Source organism: Proteus sp. G2618, from assembly GCF_009915995.1.
In the GTDB taxonomy this organism is placed as follows: domain Bacteria; phylum Pseudomonadota; class Gammaproteobacteria; order Enterobacterales; family Enterobacteriaceae; genus Proteus; species Proteus terrae.
Genome location: NZ_JAABNI010000023.1, coordinates 373,246 through 391,701, shown reverse-complemented (window position 1 = coordinate 391,701; position 18,456 = coordinate 373,246). Strand labels below are relative to the sequence as shown.

Sequence of the window (18,456 nt, the reverse complement as noted above, 5' to 3'; positions counted from 1 at the left end):
CACCATCAAATTGGCTTAGAATAATTAGCGATAATTTTTCTAATAATCTCTTCTATTAATTCATCTAAATTATTAAAATTTAATCCTAGTCGATTAGAAATTTTTATTAGCTCATTTTCTATTTTTGTATTTTTTTCATAAGAAGAGCCTTCACCGCCTTCGATCGCCTTACCTCCACTAAAGTAATTAGAATATTCATAATTTTTATTTTCAAAATAACCATAAAAAGCCAATAAAGCAATAGAATCCCCCGCCCATTTGTAATTAATATTATTACTTGAATTTCTAAATAATCTAATAATTAAATTATCTCTATGATCATTTTGTTTTATATTTTCATAGAAACCTTTACAAAGTGAGTTTATTAATTCATCCGTTACCCCTCCCATTCTTTGATAAACATCTTTATTTACCATTCTTATTAAATTATCTATCTTAGAAATAGATGCTTTTTCACCAATAAATTCATCATCTTTTGATAAGCATTTAAATAATTCCTTTGTCAAATTTAAAGACAGCTCTTCTTTAGCCCCATTTAAATCATCCTTAAAATTTTCAACCATTACTAACTTGTTTTTCTCATCAAAAACATTATCAATAAAAGTTCCAATTTTTACATTCTTATCCTGATTATTTACTTTTTCTTTTATTAAATTTTTCAAATCATCTATTGTTTTAGAAGAAAATAGATCATCTATATTTAAATTAATATTAGTATTTAATTTATTTACTATCTCATCAGGTAAGTCAAAATAACCCTCTTGAAATTTATTTTTAGCTAAGTCAGCTTTTAATTCATCTTGTAGCTGTTTAATCTCATGAACAAACTTACATACTAGCATTCTTTCTAATGTATGATACTTGATCGCAATATCTATTTTTTTTCTGTTTTTTATTTTTTTAGATATTACCTCATTAATATTTTCAGTAAAGGTTTCATTTAGTTGATGTAATTTATTTGAAAATTTAATAAAAGCACCCTTATTACTTGATATATTATCAAATTTAAATGTATCCACACCTTTGTTTATATTTAAATTTTCATAATTTATTTTTATAGATAATAATGATCTGTTTATAAACTTAAATGGCGAAATTATGGGTTTTAATAGATTTTTAAAACTTCTTTTCTTTTCTGTTGAAAAATAAAGTTTTTGATTTGTATTTAACTCTTTTTTTCCTGAGCTAGTGATCCAGTCAGGAAGTTTTTCTATATTTTCTTTTTTTTCAAGACGTTGATTCTTTATAACTTTATTAGAATCTTCACTTGAAACAATAATATTGTTAGATATATCTTTCAGATTATCGATTAAGTTATTCAAATCATCAAGTTTCAAGTTTGAATTAAAGGGTTTGTTTGAAATTTCATTAACGGTTTCATTGAATACAGCCTTAACCTTTTCATCTGCACTCTGAACACTGTTATTACTCATTCTTTCTATATTAAATTTTGAATTTGTATTTACAGTAGATTTAATGCTTTCTGAAAAACCATATGTTTTATTGACTTTATCATTTATATTGCTGCTAAATTCATTAAATTTACTTAATATTTCAGTAATGCTCATTTTTTAACACCTTCTTTAAAAATAATAATAAATAGTCTATTCCTCTTATTTTTTAAAGTTTATAAAAATCACACAATAATAATCAATTAATCATTTTCAATAAAAATACGACATATTATAAAACTCAATAAATAGAAGTAAAAAAAAGATATCAACAAGTGATATCTTTTTTTAAGTTTATTTATTTTTTAGCAATAGCTAATAATGAAAAATTACTACTCTTTTAAATCGTTATACACAGTCGCTCTTGAAACACCAAGATATTGTGCGGTAATTTCCATTGCCTTACGCAATGAAAGATAACCTTCATCCTGTAGACACAATAGCAATTCACGTCGTTGATGGGGTTTTAATGCTCTTGGTGTTACTGAATAAGTCGCAGAAAATTCATCGATACGTTTTTTCAGCGAGTCTTCAGTCACTGAACTAAAGGTTTCAATAATGTCATTACCTTCTTCAAGGGTTGCAAATTGATTAAGTACCATTTGTAATCCTTTGATCATTGAAATATCAATATTTAAACATAACGCAGCAACGTAATTGCCTTGCTTATCCTTAATACCGATAGAGGTACTTTTTGCTGTCCTACCATCAGGGAACTGATTTGGGTAATTCGCCACTATTTGAGGGAAATTTGACGATTCAATACGCGCCATTCCCAACTCAGTTGCTCTATCCCCCACTTTTCTACCTGATAGGTTATTTTCAATGACCATAATGGTATTTTCACTATCGGTTAGATCATGAAGTACAACTTCACAAAAAGGCGATAATGTTTTACCAATGCCTTGTGCAATAAATTGTAGTTGTTCTACCAGCCACTCTTGGTCTTCTGTTTTGTGTGACATAACGATCCCTGCAATAGCTAAAACGTAAATGATTTATACAATTTTAACCGATTTATTCAAATAATTAATCGTTATCTGCGGGATAATCAGATTTTGCCTGATTTAGGATAGCTTTTGCCATCCATTGAGTCATATCAATGACCTGTTGATCATCCATTTTCCAGATATCTTTCATTACCAAAAAGACTTCTGACCCATAAATTAAAGAGAACGATTTAATCACCTTGTCCCACATTTCTTGAGGGTAGTGTGCTTTTAAAGGTTCAATAACTTTGAGTAAAATCTCCTTACGGTGACCACGAATAAATCGTTTTTCTGCATATTCTCTCGATTGTCTCTCTTTTGCCCATTGCTGTAATGAAATTTGCAAAGCACCACGCAGTGCGCCTTCATGTTTAAACATTTGTGGATAGGCAAGATTGAGCAACTCAGTAATGCGTTGTTGCGTATTATCTTCGGGAGTGGGTGTCCATGCAATGATCGGTGCTAAACTTGCATCAACCGTGGCACTAATTAAATCACTTTGTGTGGGAAAATAACGATATGCGGTTGCCCTCGAAACACCTGCATGTGCAGCTAATTCTGATACTGTCGGTAACATTCCTTGCTCAAAAAGCCCCAACGCAGTTGTTACCAATAATTGATAGGTTCTTTTTCGTGTACCGGACATGGCATCCGTTTCATCACTGTAACTCATAGAAAATCCTTCGTTATTCCTACACTTTTATATCTGGGCTTATCTTAAGCTAAATACTTACAACATTTAACGTTTACTTTAGGTGATTAATCGAACCTTATCGACCTTTAATGTACAAAAAATAAAAATAATGAGACAAGAGTCTCAAAACGATGCTATGATAAATGAAACTCGAGTCTCATTATGATTATAATCTATTCGTCGATAATCATAAAAGGTATGGGAAGGCTTATGAAACAGTATGCTGGTTCTATTTATATTGCCACAACGCTTGATACTAAAAGTGCTGAGATTTTTTATGTCAGTGATTTAATTAAAAAAGCAGGCCTCCCTGTTAAAACCGTTGACTTGACAACCAAACCCACGGCATTAGCTCGAGAAGCTGATGTCACCGCAACAGAAGTTGCACGCTTTCACCCAAATGGCGAAGAAGCTGTATTTTGTGGCGATAGAGGGAAAGCAATAGAAGCGATGTCTATCGCATTTGAACACTATTTAACTCACTGTGATGATGTCTTGGCCATTCTTGGACTAGGCGGATCAGGGGGAACGGCACTGATTACACCAGCAATGCAATCTCTGCCAATTGGTGTACCTAAATTGATGGTATCAACGATGGCGTCTGGTGATATTTCAGGCTATATCGGTGCAAGTGATATCTCAATGATGTACTCCGTCACAGATGTATCCGGCTTAAATCGTATCTCTCGCAAAGTATTAAGAAATGCGGCAAATCAAATAGCTGGCGCTGTTTATTTTTACCAAGAAGAGCATGTTGTTGATAAGCCCGCGGTAGCACTGACTATGTTTGGTGTCACCACACCTTGTGTACAACAACTCACACAAAAACTTGAAAATAATTATGACTGCCTTGTTTTTCATGCAACAGGAAGTGGCGGTAAAGCCATGGAAAAACTGGCAGACAGTCACTTACTTCATAGCGTGCTCGATCTAACAACAACAGAAGTGTGTGATTACTTGTTTGACGGTGTGCTTGCTTGTGATGAAGACCGTTTTGGCGCAATCGCCCGTACCCAAACTCCTTATATAGGTTCTTGTGGTGCATTAGATATGGTGAACTTCGGTCGCCCATCAAGTGTTCCTGAGAAATATAAAGGACGTCAATTTTATCATCACAATGCACAAGTCACCTTAATGCGTACAACACCAGAGGAAAACCGCCAATTAGGTGTCTGGATCGCTGAGAAACTCAATCAGTGTGAAGGTCTATTGCGGTTTGTATTACCACAGGGCGGTTTTTCAGCTCTGGATATTGAAGGAGCCCCTTTCTGGGATCCTCAAGCGAATCAAGCTTTTTTTGATGCATTTATAACAACATTTAAAGAGACAGAGACTCGTCAGTTAGTCATCAGTCCTTATCACATAAACTCCGCTGAGTTTACTCAGCAAATTTATGATTTACACCAGGAACTTATTTGTTAACCACGGAGAAAGAAGAATGACTCATTCACGTGAAACGTTACTAAAAAAATTCAATGAAATGATTGCACGCCATGAACCCATTATTGGAGGTGGCGCAGGTACAGGTCTTTCAGCTAAGTGTGAAGAAGCCGGTGGTATTGATCTTATTGTTATTTATAACTCTGGTCGTTATCGTATGGCTGGCCGTGGCTCTTTAGCGGGTTTATTAGCTTATGGTAACGCTAATGAAATCGTTATGGATATGGCAAAAGAAGTATTACCCGTTGTTAAACATACACCTGTGCTTGCTGGTGTTAACGGTACAGATCCTTTCTGCAACTTTGATAAATTCTTAGATGAAGTTAAAGCAACAGGGTTTGCTGGCGTACAAAATTTCCCAACAGTAGGTCTAATTGATGGTAATTTCCGCGCTAATTTAGAAGAAACAGGTATGGGTTATGGACTTGAAGTGGAGATGATCCGCAAAGCCCATGAGAAAGATTTATTAACCACACCTTATGTCTTTAGCCGTGAAGATGCGATTGCAATGACTGAGGCGGGCGCAGATATTATTGTGCCTCATATGGGATTAACAACTGGCGGTAATATTGGTGCTGAAACAGCATTAACATTAGCGGACTGTGTTCCTTTAATTAATGACTGGGCAAAAGCCGCTAAAGCTGTGCGTTCTGATGTCATTGTGCTTTGTCATGGTGGCCCAATTGCAACGCCAGAAGATGCCCAATATATCTTAGATAATTGCCCTGACTGCCATGGTTTCTATGGTGCAAGTTCAATGGAACGCTTACCAACAGAAGTGGCATTAACCGCAACAACTAAAGAATTTAAAAGTATTAAACGCTAATTCAAAATCATCAAGTTTGCCTAAGCGTTAATCCATATTGCCCACTTTATGTGGGCAATATTTTATGCAGAGAGTCTCAATTAAAATTAGACCAATTTTGCAATTAATGTATTTAAATCACCAGCTAAGAAATCAACGGGTGGAATTTCAATAACGGTATAAGCACCTGCACGTTGTTTCATACTGGCTCTTGCGGCAGATACCATAAATTGAGAGGTCAATGCAGGATTGTTAATACGCATTGAATATTCAAATAATTGATTATGAGTTTTACCTGATACCCCTTTATGGGTCATATGAACGCCATGCCCAACATCTTTTAAACTATCGACACAATCAACTTGCTTAATATGGGTTTCATCAGAAGAAAAATAGCTATCAGCTTTAATAGCTTGCTCTACTTGATTAAAATTCGCCCCTGCTTCCAATTCGACGTAAACCATACGACGATGAACCCCTGTACCTAATGGAATAGTCATTGAAAGCGCATCTTTTACACCCTCAATGGCCTTAGCCGCAACGCTGTGCCCCATACTCATTCCAGGCCCAAAGTTAGTATAAGTGATCCCTTTTGGCGCCATAGCTAACATTAAAGTACGAACTATAGAATCGGAGCCAGGATCCCATCCCGCAGAAATTACCGCTACACGGTCATGCTTTTTCGCAACTTCATCTAATTCTGTTTTTAATGACACAATTTCACTATGAACATCAAAACTATCTACAGTATTAATCCCTAAGCTTAAAATAGATTTTGCTAACTCTTTAATCGCGCGTGTCGGTGAACATAAGAGTGCAACATCAACATTACCTAATGTTTTGATATCGTTAGTCACGGTAATATTATGCAGTTCTTCTGGAATATTATTGATATCACGACGAACAACACCTATTAATTCAAAATCTTGAGCAGCTTGAACAGCCTCTAATGCAAATCGACCAATATTGCCATAACCTACAATGGCCACTTTTATTTTAGTATTCATTAATTCCCCTGACTTTAACGTTAATCATCTCTTAATGATAATAGTGATTAGTTATCAATGAATAAACCATATAAATATCTTTTTTGCCAGATAAACATTATTTGCTCTATTACCTTATAAATAAACCTTGTAGAATCCCCTATCTTCCTACACGTTATATTAATAAATCGATTTCACTCTGTTTTTAAGAAGGTTTTCAATGCATCAATCTGATGTAGCGGATCGCTCGCTTTTCTCTCTTAGTTGGCCGATATTTATAGATATATTCCTACATCTAGCCACACTATTAATTAATACTTACATGGTAAGCCACGTTTCCACAGCTTACTTAGCTGCTATGGGCGTCGGTAACCAAGTTTTTGACCTTTTCATTACTATTTTTAGTTTTATTAGTGTGGGATGTAGCGTTGTTATTGCCCAATACTTAGGAGCTGGTAAAAAAGAAAAAGCCAGCCAAGCCATCCATATTTCTATCGCTTTTAACTCTTTGCTCGGTATCAGTAGCGCTTTGATCATTCTTTTCTTTGGCTACAATATTCTGCATATCATGAATACGCCAGAGCACTTAGTGCAAGATGGCTATAACTATCTACATATTATTGGTATTTGCCTTATTCCTGAGGCAATCTCGATTATTCTTGCAGCTTGTCTGAGAGTTTATGGCAAATCTAAAGCAGCCATGTATGTCACATTGATAGCCAACATTGTTACCGTTATTGGTAATATGATTGTACTTTACGGCTTCTTTGGTTTACCACAATACGGATTAGTGGGCGTTGCTTGGTCTACAGTTATCGGTCGTATTATTGCAGTTATTTTACTGTGTGGATTACTGTTCTACGGTTTACGTATTAAATTCGAAGCCAAACAACTCGTGGTATGGTCTAAAAATATGTTAGGGAAGATCCTACATATTGGTTTGCCCGCAGCGGGAGAAAACCTAGTTTGGATTTTACATTATATGACTGCATCTGCCTTTATTGGATTAATGGGTGAAGTCCCTCTTGCAGCACAAACTCTCTATTTCCAACTGTCATTATTTTTAATGCTCTTTGGGATTGCGATTAGCATTGGTAATGAAATATTAGTAGGCCACTTAGTCGGTGCAAAACGCTTTGATGATGCTTTTACTCGAGGCTGGAAAAGTTTAAAAACAGGTGTGATATTTACGATTGGTGTTGTTATTGTTTATTGGTTTATGCGTGATCCTATTTTGTATTCCATTACAGAAGATCAACGCATTATTGACCAATTGATCCCATTATTTATTTTATCGGTCTTTTTAGAACCGGGCCGTACTTTTAATATCATAATGGTAAATGCTTTACGTGCGGCAGGCGATGCTAAATTCCCGCTGATGACAGCAATTTGCTTTATGTGGGGTGTTGCTATTCCTGTTGGCTATTTCCTCGGTATTAAGATGGAAATGGGTCTAATTGGTATCTGGATTGGCTTCCTTTGTGATGAGTGGCTACGCGGATTAACTAACGCATGGCGTTGGCGCTCTCGCAGATGGCAAGCTAAGCGCTTGGATATATAACTATCAAATTCCCCCGATATTTTGATCGGGGGAAATTTGTTAAATAATATTATTGTCTTTTAATTTTAGGCTTTTTAAAAGAATAATAGAATTTAAGCCTCTTTTTAAATCTTCATTTAATTTTATTTGATTTTTATTTAATTTATTAAAATCATCTATAAATCGAAAAATAAATCTACTAATTAAGAAAGATCCTTCTATTTCATATTGCTCTTCATACTTATCACATAAAGAAAATAACTCATTTAATGAGACATCACTTAATCTTCGGATTAGATTATCTTTAAAACTTCCTTTTATTTTTTTATTTTCAGAAACAATTTCAGATAAAGCATCAATTAAATCTAATTTTTCACTTAAAGAATAATCATTATTCATTGTTTCATAAATACTTTCTTCAACAAAATCTTTCATTAAATTATCAATAGAATAAACTAATGAATTTATATTTTTCAATTTATTAACATCATAGTTTTTATTTTTTAAGTAACTAAATATTAGCTCTATTTCTTTCTTACTTAAATCAACAAAAAAATTAAATTTTTTATTATTAATGGATAAACTTTTATCAAAAAGATAAGTATCGGAATTATTATCATAATTAACGTCATAAGAATTGGTAACATTATCTAAACTCTTACCCATTTCCATATAAATGGGTTCATCTTCCGTTAGATCGTTCTCATTTAAAGAGTTAACATCAAAAAATTCATTTACTGAATTTTCTACTAATAATACTGAGTTAAGTTTAATGTTAAAATCAGCACTTGATGATTGATTTAATACATTTAATGAACTTTTTTGTTCTAGCCTACCTATACTTTCGATAATCATTATTATCATCCCATTAGTTTATTATAGGCACTATTTTATATTTTGTTTTCTCTTCTTCTTTCATTTATCCACCATCTATATAATTGATTTTTATAATATATTAAATTAATTCTTATAAAGAATATTTTCCACAGTATTATCAATACTTTCTTTTAAAAAGAATTTATAGCTATCAATACTTCCAAAACTAGATTTTATTTTATCGTCTGAATTTAATAGGCTATCTGCTATTGATTCTAAAAAATTATTTTTAGAATTATCTAAAGATATTTTATTACCAGAAAATAAAATCCATTTAGAATGAAATTCTAATTCTTTCTTAAACTCTGTAATTTTTTCTTTCTCTAATTCAGGTATTTCCTTCAAGAAAGAGATAATATCATTAATAATGCTCGATTTTATTTCATCACTTTTTATTTTTCTTTGGGCTTCGGACAATGGTTTATCAAAAACTTCATCGTTTTCTTTTTTATCTGTTTTTTCCTTGTTATCTAATTTTACAGGAGTGCTTTCACTCTGATTGTTCTTATTTTCAACATTAGAAATATTTTTTCTCAATCCTAAAAAATCATTTTTTATGTTAATGCTTGGTTTTATAAAACTGATAATTGTATTATAACAACTTAATATTATTCCATTTAAAATATTTTTAATTTCTCTGCTTTTATTTTCAACATTTTTTATTGCTGAAAATGTATTTCTAACAATATTATTTATATACATATATCCTCCTAATCGTTTTAGGAGAATTAAAACGTATATCATAATTAACTTCTATCAATAAGTTATGTTTTTTTAATCATTATTTGCTAAAAGATTCATAAAAAAGTCAATAAAATATAATTATTTAATAAAATAAAACATTAAAATAAGTAATGATTATTTTTATATTTTTAAAACATTTAATGTTTACAGTGCTTTTTCCATGATTAAGATCACAGAAAAACGTTCCCATAAGTTAAATACAAGAACCTAACCTACAAAAAACACTATTTTTTCTAATAAAGAGAAAACCAAAAATTAAATAATAATTAACATTAAATTATTATTTTAAAAATAATAATTTTTCTATAATTCCCTATTGTTTTTTTTATGATACAAGTAAGTGTTAGTCTTTTCTAATAAATGAAATAAGTAAGTATTAATACAAAGAATACAATTAAAAACACAATGGAGTATTGTCATGAATCTCGTTGAACGGTTTATTTCTTATACAAAAGTTAACACCACCACAAATAGGGAAAATGGCGCAGCTGGTATTATGCCTTCTTCGGAAGGTCAGCGAGTCCTAGCTCTACAATTAGTCGAAGAGTTAAAAACTTTAGGTGTTGAAGATATCAAAATTCGTGATACTGCGATTGTTACCGCAACACTGCCTTCTAATCTTGACTATGAAGTTCCAACCGTTGCTTTTTTTGGCCATTTAGATACCAGTGCTGAACAAACTAATGATACCAAAGCGCAAATTCTACCTTATAAAGGTGGCGATCTTTGCTTAAATAAAGAACTTGAGATCTTTTTACGTCAAAGCGAGTTTCCTGAATTAGAAAATTATATTGGTGACGATATTATCGTAACCGATGGTACTAGCTTATTAGGCGCTGACGACAAAGCTGCTATCGCTTCTATTATGGATATGTTGCAATACTTTAAACAACACCCTGAAGTTAAACACGGTACCGTTAAAATCGGTTTTGTTCCCGATGAAGAACAGGGTTTACGTGGTGCTAAAGTCTTTGATACTAAAGAGTTTGGTGCTGATTTCGCCTATACTTTAGATTGCTGTGGTATTGGTGAATTAGTGTATGAAAACTGGAATGCTGGTGATGTTGAAATCACTTTTACAGGTGCATCTGCTCACCCAATGTCAGCAAAAGGTAAATTAAAAAATTCACTGTTAATGGCGCACAAATTTGTTGCCATGTTACCGGGCGGTGAAGCACCTGAATATACCGAAGGCCGTGAAGGTTATTATTGGGTCAAACAATTAGCAGGTAATAGTGCCCGTACTGTATTAAAAATGGATGTGCGTGATTTCACCGAAAAAGGTTATGCACAACGTATGGCATTTTTAAAACAACTTTCCGATTATTGTGAAGGTTTATGGGGTGAAGGTTCAGTAGCTTGTAAACTTGCTGACCGTTATGCCAACGTCTTTAATAGCCTGCAAGGTGATAATCGTTATCCTATCGATATTGCTGTGGCTGCTTATGAAGCGAATGGTATTACACCTCGCCCAATTCCAATGCGTGGTGGTTATGATGGCGCAGCACTCTCTCAAAATGGCCTACCTTGTCCTAATATCTTTACTGGCGCTCATAACTTCCACTCTATTTATGAATATCTACCCGTTAAATCGCTTTATGCTGCCAGTGATGTCTTAAAATCTGTCGTTAAGATCACAGCAGAGCGTTTTGCACCTGGAGCTAAAGCATGATCCAAATTCTTGCGGTCTTAATTGTCGTTGTTATTGTCGCTAGAATGATCTTGAAAGGATATAAAGCAGAACCTGTTTTGTTAGTTGCTGGTTTAGCCTTAATGGCGCTAACAATGATGTTTGGTTGGGGAGATATTCTTCCTAAAAATGTCAAAACAACAGGTATCGGTTGGTTAGATCCTTTTGAAGTAATGCGTGATCTCTTTAGTAGTCGTGCGGCTGATCTTGGTTTAATGATCATGGCACTGATGGGATTTGCACATTATATGGATCATATTGGCGCCAATGAGGCCGTTGTTCGTGTTGCAACTCGCCCATTGAAAAATATGCGCTCACCTTATGTATTGCTATTTTTCTCGTTTTTACTCGCTAGTATTTTGCAACTTGCTATTCCTTCAGCAACTGGATTGGCCGTTCTATTAATGGGTACGATGTTCCCGATTATGATAGGACTTGGCTTATCTCCAGCTTCAGCTGCGGGTGTAATTGCAACTTCATTGGGTGTTGCTTATACCCCAACTGCCATTGATGCCATTCGTGGTGCAAAAGCGGTTGATTTAGGGGTTGTTGAATATGTGCTTTATTACCAAGGCCCTGCGGCGATTGCAACCGTATTAGCTGTTGGTATTACACATATCTTCTGGCAGCGCCATTGTGACCGTAAAGCCGGATTTGTACCTCAGTTAGGTAAAGTGTCTGAAGAAGCAAAGAGTGATAAAAACGTACCCGGCTTTTATGCCTTACTGCCAATGTTACCAATCATAATGGCAGTCGGTTCATCAAGCCTCTTTGTTGAAGGTATTCACCTTGATGTAGTCACGATCGTATTAATTTCAATGGCAATTTGTATGCTGATTGAAACATTACGCTTGCGTGATTTTAAATCAGTGTGTGCAGGCTTCCAGCATTTCTTAAAAGGTATGGGTTCTGCATTTAGTAACGTTGTGGGATTATTAGTCGCAGCAGGTGTTTTTGCTCATGGTATTAAAGTCAGTGGTGCAATTGATAGCCTGATCGTGATGGCGGAATCTGTTGGTTTACCACCATTTGCAATGGCATTGGTCTTCGCTATCGTAACATTAGCAGCAGCAATTATTATGGGTTCAGGTAATGCGCCTTTCCTTGCGTTCGTTGAACTTATTCCACAAATTGCCCATAGCATGGGTGTAAACCCAATTGCGATGATTTTACCAATGCAACAAGCATCACATATGGGACGAGGTATGTCTCCTGTGGCTGGGGTTATCATTGCAGTATCTAGTGGCGCGAAATTACAACCATTTGATGTTGTAAAAAGGACTGCAATACCGCTTATGGTAGGTTTTGTATTCCACAGCGCTATTATTGCTATCTTCTATTATTGATAAATATACCTGAAGCAATATTTGTTGCTTCAGGTTATTTTCAAATAATAAACATATTAAAAATAGTCAAAGATATTTTATTGTTATTTTTATAAACAATAACTAATTGTTTATTTTTTTAAAAATTTATTTAATTACTTATTCTAAAACAAACATCAAAGCTATCATTATGAAAATATTAACAAAAGAATAAAGCATTATTCTTATACACTGAAAAACAATGAGCCTATTATCTGCTTTGTTAAAATAAAAATGTGATATTGAAAATATTCATTCATTATTTTTATTTTAACGATTCTGAGTTAGCCCACATTAAGTATGATAATTATACTAGCAATAGAATTGTGTATTCGTTCTATTGCCTTTTTATTTAATCTCATCGTTATTTTTTAAATTATCTTATTTACCTTCATTTTTATCCTCCTTAATTTATACATTAGATACAAAGCCTCCCTTCTTTAGCACTCATAAATTACATTAAAGAGTCAAAACATTTTTTTATTTTATGTGGAAAAAATTACTAATACAGAAGCTATAAAGGGTAATATTTTCTCAAAATTTGAACAATGTTAGTAAATTCAGAAAAAACTTTCTCCAATAAATTCAGTATGATGATGATATTAGAAATAGAATAACCCTTTGAATTCTCATACTGTTTATTGGATGTATGCAATGAAAGAACAATTATCTTCTCGTTGGAAAATATTGATAGCGGCAGTTAAGCAACAAGTTAAACCCGCTTTAGGTTGTACAGAACCTATCTCGCTTGCATTAGCGGCTGCAACAGCAGCAAGTTACTTACAACACGCTATTACCCGTATTAGTGCAGAAGTTTCTCCCAATTTAATGAAAAACGGTATGGGTGTAACTGTACCGGGTACAGGCATGGTGGGATTATCCATCGCCGCAAGCCTAGGTGCCGTTGGTGGTGATTGTAAAGCTGGCCTTGAAGTATTAAAGAATGCGACTCCTGATCATGTTGAGCAAAGTAAAGCGCTATTAGCTGCTGGCATTGTAAACGTTTCAATTAAAAAAGCGTGCCAAGAAGTTCTTTATAGTGAAGTGACTGTTGAAGATGGTGAAAATAGCGCAACAGTGATTATTGCTGGTAATCACACTAATATCGTCAAAATTATTCATAACGGTCATGTTGTTCTTGATAACACTTGCTATGACGCAGAACAGTCTGCATCACCTTGTGAAATTAAAGAAATGTTAACTCAAACCAATACCCAAGAAATTTACCAATTTGTGACTCAAACACCAGTAGAAGAAATTTCTTTTATCCTTGAGTCAGCACACTTAAATGATGCATTATCAAAAGAAGGTTTGAACAATACTTATGGTTTACATATTGGGCAAACTTTACAACGCCAACAACAGCGTGGCTTATTAGCAAAAGATTTATTATCAGAAATCATGATCCGTACTTCTGCGGCATCTGATGCACGTATGGGTGGCGCCGTTTTACCGGCGATGAGTAACTCAGGCTCAGGTAACCAAGGTATTGCCGCAACGATGCCGGTCGTAGTGGTTGCTGAATATTTGCAAGTTGGCGAAGAAAAAATGGCAAGAGCATTAATGCTTTCCCATTTACTGGCAATCTATATTCACCATAAGTTTCCGGCACTATCTGCGTTATGTGCAGCAACAACAGCATCAATGGGCGCTGCTGGCGCAATTGCATGGCTAATGGATGAACGTTATGAATCTATGGCTATGGCAATTAGTAGCATGATTGGTGATATCAGCGGTGTGATTTGTGATGGCGCATCTAATAGCTGTGCAATGAAAGTCTCAACTGGAGCAAGTGCAGCTTATAAAGCTGTATTAATGGCGCTAGATAACACTTATGTGACAGGTAATGACGGTATTGTCGCTCATGACGTTGATTCTACAATTGAAAATCTGTGTGCATTAGCAAGCCGTGCAATGCAACATACCGATGTTCAAATTATTGAGATAATGGAATATAAAGCCGTTGCCAATGGCTAATTTAAGCGTTTAAAAAAGCACCCCATAATGTTAGTCATTATGGGGTGAAATATAAGATCCTAGGAACAGGATCCTCCTCAAGTCAGGAGCTTATCAATATTCGTTACTGCTATTTACAACTACTACGGTTACTACTCTACTTCTTACTACTTTCTAACACTCACTACAGGGTATTCGGTTAATAAGCCTTTTCTTTTGTACTAGGCATCAATGCATCAAAACTGGCTCTTATCTCTTGTTCTGGTAATTGAATACCAATAAAAACCAATGTGCTTTGACGAGTTTCATCTTCATGCCACGGTCTATCCCAATCAGCACTATAAAGGCGTTGTACGCCTTGAAATAACAAACGATTAGGTTGGTCTTTAATATTTAATATCCCTTTATAACGCAAAAGATTATCAGCGAAACTTAATAGTAATTTTTCCATTACATCTGAAACTTCTTGCAGTTCAACGGGATAATCAAATTTTAGTACAATCGAATTGATGTCATCTTGATTATCAGCCTGATAACGGAACAGAGGCTGTTTTACATCGAGATTATCGTTCAACATAAAACCTTTTACGTTAAACAGTAATCCTAAATCAATTTGTCCATGAATAACGGTATGCACAGGTGCTCTGGCATTAATACGTCTTAGTCGTGCCATTAGTTCAGGAGAGGCTGGCGCAACATCTGTTTTCGTTAATAAGATGCGATCTGCATAACCAATTTGTGATTGTGCAATCGTAAATTGATCCAGTTGTTGCTGAGCGTGAACATTATCAACAAGCGTGATAATGCCATCTAACAAGTAGCGCTGGCAGATAATTTCATGAGAAAAGAATGTTTGGCTAATAGGGCCGGGGTCAGCCATGCCTGTACATTCAATCACTAATCTATCAAACTCGATTTCACCGCGATCCAAACTGTCACATAAGTCTAATAGTGTGTCTTCTAATTCATTCGATTTGCTACAACAAATACAACCATTGGTTAGTGTTTTTATTTGGGTGGCTCTATCACCAATGATTTCATCATCAATCGGTACTTCACCAAATTCATTTTCAATAACAGCAATTTTATAGCCGTGCTCTTCATTAAGCATATGACGTAAAAGTGTTGTCTTTCCTGATCCTAAAAAACCGGTCAGTATTGTCACTGCAATAGGTTCCATCATTTATCTCCTTTACGGATCATTAGCAACAGCGAAAACCGCCTTTACCATCACCACCGCCATAACGGGCTTCCTGACGCTCACGGAAAAACTCGTTATAGGTCATAACAGGCTTATCTGGATGGTTATCTTTCATGTGTTGCACATAATTATCGTAATCAGGAATACCTATTAGCATACGTGCTGCTTGTCCTAGATATTTTCCAGCTTGTCCTAAATTACCAAACATAAGTTTCTCCTAAGCCCCGTACTGGCAAACCAGTACGGGGATTTAACCTATCAACCTGAAGTTAGTGACCTGAGGACACTTTTACATCTTTTGGCATAGGCACATAAGGTGTTTCTTGTGCAGTTGCTTCTGGGTTTTTACGTGCTTTCATTGCGGTACGGAAACCGTAGAAAATGATACTGTAAACAACCACTAAGAATAGAATACTTAAGCCCGCATTAGTGTAGTTATTAATTACAATATGATTCATATTGGTAATTTCTGCAGCTGTTAAGTCAGCACCACCCGCTAAAATCTTCGCTTTGTATTCATTTGCTAGATAGAAGAAACCTTCCATTTGTGGGTCATCACTCAGTAATTTCAGACCTAATGCCCATGTTGTACAAATTAATAACCATGCTGCTGGAATAACCGTTACCCAGATATACTTAGTACGTTTCATCTTAATTAAGATAACAGTACCTAACACCAGAGCAACCGCTGCTAACATTTGGTTCGAGATCCCAAACAGTGGCCATAAGCTCTTAACACCGCCTAATGGGTCAACTACACCTTGGTATAATAAATATCCCCATAAACCTACACAACCCGCTGTACCAATAACACCTGGAATGAACGAGTCTGTTTTCTTCAGATAAGGGATAAAGTTACCTAACAAGTCTTGGAACATAAAACGACCAGAACGTGTACCTGCATCTAACGCCGTTAAAATAAAGAGCGCTTCGAACAAGATACCAAAGTGATACCAAAAGCCCATATCCGCAGCAGGAATGATTTTATGGAATACCATCGCAATACCAACAGCTAAGGTAGGCGCACCACCAGCACGGTTTAATACAGAAGGCTCACCAATATCTTTTGCTGTTTGTAAGATTTCATCAGGCGAAATAACAAAGCCCCATGAACTAACCGTTGCAGCAGCATGTACGGTAACATCTTTTAGCTGTTCCATTATAACTGCTGTATTCTCACCACCTAACTCATGAAGGTTTGGCATAGTAATACCTAAACCTGCTGGTGGAGTATTCATTGCAAAATAGAGGCCTGGTTCAATAATAGAAGCCGCAACTAACGCCATGATTGCAACGAATGATTCCATTAACATTGCACCATAACCGATGAAACGTGCGTCCATCTCATTGGCAATAAGTTTAGGTGTTGTACCCGATGCTATCAGTGCGTGGAAACCAGATACAGCACCACAAGCAATAGTAATGAATAAGAATGGGAATAAAGCCCCTTTCCATAATGGACCTGTACCATCGATATATTGAGTCATCGCTGGCATTTTCAGTTCAGGGTTCAGAATAACAATACCAACCGCTAAACCGACAATAACCCCAATTTTTAAGAAAGTGGCTAAATAGTCACGAGGTGCAAGGATCAACCAAACAGGCAGTAATGCGGAAATGAAGGCATAACCAATAAGACCAAATGTAATTGTCGTATCTTTAAAGGTTAACGCAGGTCCCCAGTACGGATCGCTAGCAATAACACCACCAAACCAAATCGCGGCAATCAGTAATACAATACCGATAACAGACACTTCGCCAACACGACCTGGGCGAATATAACGCATGTAAATACCCATAAACAGGGCAATAGGTACTGTTGAACAAACAGTGAACACACCCCATGGGCTTTCTGCTAATGCTTTAACAACGATAAGTGCAAGCACTGCAAGAATGATGATCATGATAAGGAAACAGCCGAATAAAGCGATAGTACCCGGAATAGGACCCATCTCTTTCTTTATCATCTCACCAAGTGAATTACCATTACGGCGTGTTGAAATAAACAGCACCATAAAGTCTTGTACAGCACCAGCAAGCACAACCCCAGCTAATAGCCAAAGTGTACCTGGCAAGTACCCCATTTGTGCGGCAAGAACGGGGCCAACTAAAGGACCAGCACCTGCAATCGCTGCAAAGTGGTGACCAAATAAAACATAACGGTTAGTAGGAACATAGTTCAAACCGTCATTGTTAACAACAGAAGGAGTCGCTCTTGTTGGATCTAATTTCATCACTTTTTGAGCAATGTAAAGACTATAGTAACGATAAGCAACTAAATAGACAGCAACAGAAGCAACAACTATCCATAATGCACTAACGTGTTCACCACGGCGAAGTGCAACTACTGAAAGACAAAAAGCACCAATAATCCCGAGAATAACCCAAGGTATGTGCTTTAAAAATGCATTTTTGTTCATGAGACACCTTTTTTTCAGGCAAGACCGAACAGCCAAAGAGTAATGCGGGACAGCAGAGAATAATTTGAGCGAATCTGAGAAATAACTGCCCGCAGATACATAATAAGAATTCTTACACGGGAATGATGTGACTAAATCTCTTAGCGGTTGTATAACGAATTAAGCGGTCTGTTTTCTCAGTTAAGTGGTTCTGTTATTTTTAAATGGTGATTTTTTTGTGATCTAGATAACAATTTTATGACTTTCAATAAGTTAGAAAATCTCCAAATAGAAGAAAACCTCCTTTTTTCTAACAAAAAA

General features: G+C 35.4%; 15 protein-coding genes. 6 read left to right on the top strand and 9 right to left on the bottom strand.

Annotation, left to right across the window (positions count from 1 at the left end):
- Positions 1–5: 5 nt before the first annotated feature.
- From GWJ01_RS13815 to GWJ01_RS13805, 3 genes are all read right to left on the bottom strand, one after another.
- Positions 6–1,568 carry a hypothetical protein gene (locus GWJ01_RS13815; protein ID WP_161711202.1) on the bottom strand — a complete coding sequence of 521 codons (1,563 nt, stop codon included), beginning with the start codon at positions 1,566–1,568 and terminating at the stop codon, positions 6–8.
- A gap of 215 nt (positions 1,569–1,783) precedes the next feature.
- On the bottom strand, positions 1,784–2,416 hold the full coding sequence (locus GWJ01_RS13810; RefSeq protein ID WP_075674283.1) for a helix-turn-helix transcriptional regulator: 633 nt from the start codon (positions 2,414–2,416) through the stop codon (positions 1,784–1,786).
- A gap of 64 nt (positions 2,417–2,480) precedes the next feature.
- On the bottom strand, positions 2,481–3,113 hold the full coding sequence (locus GWJ01_RS13805; RefSeq protein WP_109393279.1) for a TetR/AcrR family transcriptional regulator: 633 nt from the start codon (positions 3,111–3,113) through the stop codon (positions 2,481–2,483).
- A gap of 231 nt (positions 3,114–3,344) precedes the next feature.
- Here GWJ01_RS13805 and GWJ01_RS13800 point away from each other — a divergent pair, with 231 nt between their 5' ends.
- Together GWJ01_RS13800 and GWJ01_RS13795 are read left to right on the top strand one after the other, a co-directional pair.
- Positions 3,345–4,556: a Tm-1-like ATP-binding domain-containing protein gene (locus tag GWJ01_RS13800; protein WP_109401288.1), complete on the top strand. Its 1,212-nt coding sequence runs from the start codon at positions 3,345–3,347 to the stop codon at positions 4,554–4,556.
- Positions 4,557–4,572: 16 nt separating this feature from the next.
- Positions 4,573–5,400: a phosphoenolpyruvate hydrolase family protein gene (locus GWJ01_RS13795; RefSeq protein WP_109401289.1), complete on the top strand. Its 828-nt coding sequence runs from the start codon at positions 4,573–4,575 to the stop codon at positions 5,398–5,400.
- An 86-nt stretch (positions 5,401–5,486) separates the two neighbouring features.
- Here GWJ01_RS13795 and GWJ01_RS13790 read toward each other — a convergent pair whose 3' ends face one another.
- Positions 5,487–6,386, bottom strand: coding sequence for a diaminopimelate dehydrogenase (locus GWJ01_RS13790; protein WP_109393277.1), 900 nt, complete (start codon positions 6,384–6,386; stop codon positions 5,487–5,489).
- Positions 6,387–6,585: 199 nt separating this feature from the next.
- On the opposite strand from GWJ01_RS13790, the gene GWJ01_RS13785 reads away from it, so the two are divergent.
- Positions 6,586–7,926, top strand: a complete 1,341-nt coding sequence (locus GWJ01_RS13785) for an MATE family efflux transporter (protein WP_109393276.1) — start codon at positions 6,586–6,588, stop codon at positions 7,924–7,926.
- A 39-nt stretch (positions 7,927–7,965) separates the two neighbouring features.
- Here the strand turns inward: GWJ01_RS13785 and GWJ01_RS13780 are convergent, their stop codons facing one another.
- The gene (locus GWJ01_RS13780; protein ID WP_109401290.1) at positions 7,966–8,760 is read right to left on the bottom strand and encodes a hypothetical protein; all 795 of its coding nucleotides are present in this window, start codon (positions 8,758–8,760) and stop codon (positions 7,966–7,968) included.
- Between the two features lie 105 nt (positions 8,761–8,865).
- Positions 8,866–9,483 carry a hypothetical protein gene (locus GWJ01_RS13775; protein ID WP_109401291.1) on the bottom strand — a complete coding sequence of 206 codons (618 nt, stop codon included), beginning with the start codon at positions 9,481–9,483 and terminating at the stop codon, positions 8,866–8,868.
- Positions 9,484–9,943: 460 nt separating this feature from the next.
- Here GWJ01_RS13775 and pepT point away from each other — a divergent pair, with 460 nt between their 5' ends.
- From pepT to GWJ01_RS13760, 3 genes are all read left to right on the top strand, one after another.
- Positions 9,944–11,197 carry a peptidase T gene (gene pepT / locus GWJ01_RS13770; protein WP_099659957.1) on the top strand — a complete coding sequence of 418 codons (1,254 nt, stop codon included), beginning with the start codon at positions 9,944–9,946 and terminating at the stop codon, positions 11,195–11,197.
- Complete coding sequence (gene dcuC / locus GWJ01_RS13765; protein WP_109393273.1) at positions 11,194–12,561, top strand: C4-dicarboxylate transporter DcuC; 1,368 nt, start codon at positions 11,194–11,196, stop codon at positions 12,559–12,561. Before pepT ends, dcuC begins: the two co-directional genes overlap by 4 nt.
- A gap of 672 nt (positions 12,562–13,233) precedes the next feature.
- Positions 13,234–14,556: an L-cysteine desulfidase family protein gene (locus tag GWJ01_RS13760; protein WP_161711201.1), complete on the top strand. Its 1,323-nt coding sequence runs from the start codon at positions 13,234–13,236 to the stop codon at positions 14,554–14,556.
- Positions 14,557–14,734: 178 nt separating this feature from the next.
- Here GWJ01_RS13760 and yjiA read toward each other — a convergent pair whose 3' ends face one another.
- The 3 genes from yjiA to GWJ01_RS13745 all read right to left on the bottom strand — a co-directional run bounded on the left by yjiA (position 14,735) and on the right by GWJ01_RS13745 (position 18,156).
- A complete protein-coding gene (gene yjiA, locus GWJ01_RS13755) occupies positions 14,735–15,715 on the bottom strand; it encodes a GTPase (protein ID WP_109393271.1) in 981 nt (326 codons plus the stop codon).
- A gap of 22 nt (positions 15,716–15,737) precedes the next feature.
- Positions 15,738–15,944 (bottom strand): YbdD/YjiX family protein, encoded by a 207-nt coding sequence (locus GWJ01_RS13750; RefSeq protein ID WP_004245057.1) that lies wholly within the window; start codon positions 15,942–15,944, stop codon positions 15,738–15,740.
- A 61-nt stretch (positions 15,945–16,005) separates the two neighbouring features.
- Positions 16,006–18,156: a carbon starvation CstA family protein gene (locus GWJ01_RS13745; RefSeq protein ID WP_109393270.1), complete on the bottom strand. Its 2,151-nt coding sequence runs from the start codon at positions 18,154–18,156 to the stop codon at positions 16,006–16,008.
- Positions 18,157–18,456 lie beyond the last annotated feature (300 nt).